Source organism: Iodobacter arcticus, from assembly GCF_042664895.1.
Classification (GTDB): Bacteria; Pseudomonadota; Gammaproteobacteria; order Burkholderiales; family Chitinibacteraceae; genus Iodobacter; species Iodobacter arcticus.
In genome coordinates, this window is sequence record NZ_JBHTBQ010000041.1 from 1 (window position 1) to 2450 (window position 2450).

Annotated in this window: 1 protein-coding gene; it reads left to right on the forward strand. The window is 53.8% G+C overall.

All coding sequences use genetic code 11. The annotated features are described in order from the left end of the window. Nucleotides 1–2450: type VI secretion system Vgr family protein (locus ACFQNF_RS17460; RefSeq protein WP_380189193.1), on the forward strand; the 2450-nt coding region annotated here is incomplete at both ends.

Genomic DNA, 2450 nt, shown 5'->3' on the forward strand with positions numbered 1-2450 from the left:
TTTGCCGCCGCTTTTAATCAAGATCAGCGTCTTGTTTCTCTCCAATTAGGTGATGGTGCGGCTTGGGGCGAGCAGCTATTACCTCAGCATGTGACGGGCAGCGAGGGGATTAATCAGGCTTACCGTTATCAGATCGATTGCTTGTCCCCCGATGGCGCTGTAGAGCTTAAATCGCTGCTTGGCCTGCCGATTGTGCTGGCGGTGGCAGATGCCAATGGTGACGCGATCGAGCGCTGTGGCGTGATCTCGCAGGCGCAGCTTTTAGGCTCGGATGGCGGCTTTGCTAAATATTCCATCACCGTAGAGCCACCTTTTGCGCTGCTCAGATACCGACGCACTTCTCGCGTTTTTCAGGATTTATCCGCCGTTGATATTGTGAAACAGGTACTGGCCGAGCATCAGGCTAAAAACCCTGTATTTGCTTCAGTGCAAACGCTGGATTTCAAATTATCAGGCGATTACCCGCCGCGCTCTTATTGCTTGCAATACCGAGAAGACGATTTTGCGTTTCTGTGCAGATTAATGAAAGAAAGTGGCTTGGCATGGCGTTTCGAGCATCTGGCCGGAGACACGCCTCAAGTTCAACTTATTGTATTTGATGATGCCTTTGCCTTGCCCGAAGCTGCAGAATCCGCGGTGAGATTCCACCGCTCGGATGCTACAGAAAAAAGGGATTCACTCACCACATGGAACACCCAGCGGCAAATCGGCAGCAGTTCGGTTTCCCTAGCCAGCTTTGACTACAAAGCCAGTAGCACCAGTCACAGCTTAAGCGATAGCGCGGTTGATCAGGGCGATGGCGGGCAGCAAATCCAGTCCAGCTTGGAATATTACGACCCACAAGCGCATTACTACGCCAGTGATTTAGACGAACTTAATCAAGATGCCAAGCTGCGACAGGATGCTTTAGACGGGCAAAAGAAATCGTTTTCTGGCTCTGGCACATTACGTAGCCTGCAAGCAGGGCAATGGTTCCGATTAGAAGACCACCCAGCCCATGAGTGGGACTCTGCCGAGCAGCGCGAATTCGCTGTTACCGAGCTTAAGTTCACCGCAAACAATAATCTGCCAGCAGATTTAACCCAGCAGCTCAGCTTAGTTGCACCCAGCCTGCTTGCCGCTTCAGCCAAGGATAACGCGCTTTACCAAGCCGACTTCACTGCCCAAAGGCGTGGCCAGCCAGTGCTTAGCCATCTGGGCGAGCAAGAGTTCACCAAGCCCACCAGCCTTGGCTTGCAAACCGCCACGGTAGTCGGCCCTGCTGGATCAGAGGTGCACACCGACGAGCACGGGCGCATAAAAATAGAATTTCACTGGCAGCGAGCTGCCGAACATCCAGAGTTTGGCGCCAACCTAGACGATAAATCTTCCTGCTGGGTTCGCGTCGCCGCGCCATCGGCAGGTGCGGGTTGGGGGCATCAGTTTATCCCTAGGGTGGGAATGGAAGTGACCGTAAGCTTTATAGAGGGCGACATCGACCGCCCCGTAGTCACTGGCACTGTTTATAACGGAAGCCATTCAGTGCCCGCGTTTAGCGGTGCTGGCGCATTGCCCGCCAATAAAACGCTATCCGGCATCAAAACCAAAGAGCATGAAGGCGGCCAATACGGCGAGCTGCTGTTTGATGACACCAAGGGAGAAGTGCGCACCAAGCTATCGAGCGAGCACGGCAAAACCCAACTTAACCTTGGCTATCTGATCCATCCTAGAACGGATGGTAAGGGTGAGCCACGCGGCGAAGGCTTTGAGCTGCGCACCGATAACCAAGGCGCAATTCGCGCCAATGGTTTGCTGATCAGCACCGAAGCCAAAAGCGGCGCATCGGGCAAGCAACTCGACCACACACCCGCGCAAAGCCAGCTTGAATCGGCACTTGCGCTGGCACAAAGCCTAGGCGAAACGGCGACCAACCAGCTCGCTGACACCATAGAAACTGGCGACGAGGGCAAAACCGTTGAGGCCGACAATAGCGCAGGCAGCAAAGCCAGCACCGGTCATCTTTCCCACCACGTGCACGCTAGCAAGAGTTTTGCAGCAGGCAGCAATACCGACAAAGACGGCAAGAGCAAATCCAAAGATCAGGCAGGCCAGCAGAACATTATCCTGCTACACGGGGAAGACGGCGTAGCCATCACCAGCCCACAAAGCCAAACCATCGCAGCTGGCACCAATCTAGATTTGATCGCCCAAAGAGACAGCAATCAAACCTCTGGCCGCCGCTGGATACACAACGTAGGCCAACATATCAGCCTGTTTGTGGCTGGGGTAAAAGATAAAGTCACCCTCAAACTAATCGCCGCCAAAGGCAAAATCCAGCTGCAAGCGCAAAGTGACGATATTGAAATTACCGGCGATAAAGACCTAAAAGTGACGGCTTGCAAGGGGCTGCTCAGTGTTTCGGCTAAAGATGAAATCTTAGTCACGGCAGGTGGCGGCTATATCCGGCTAAA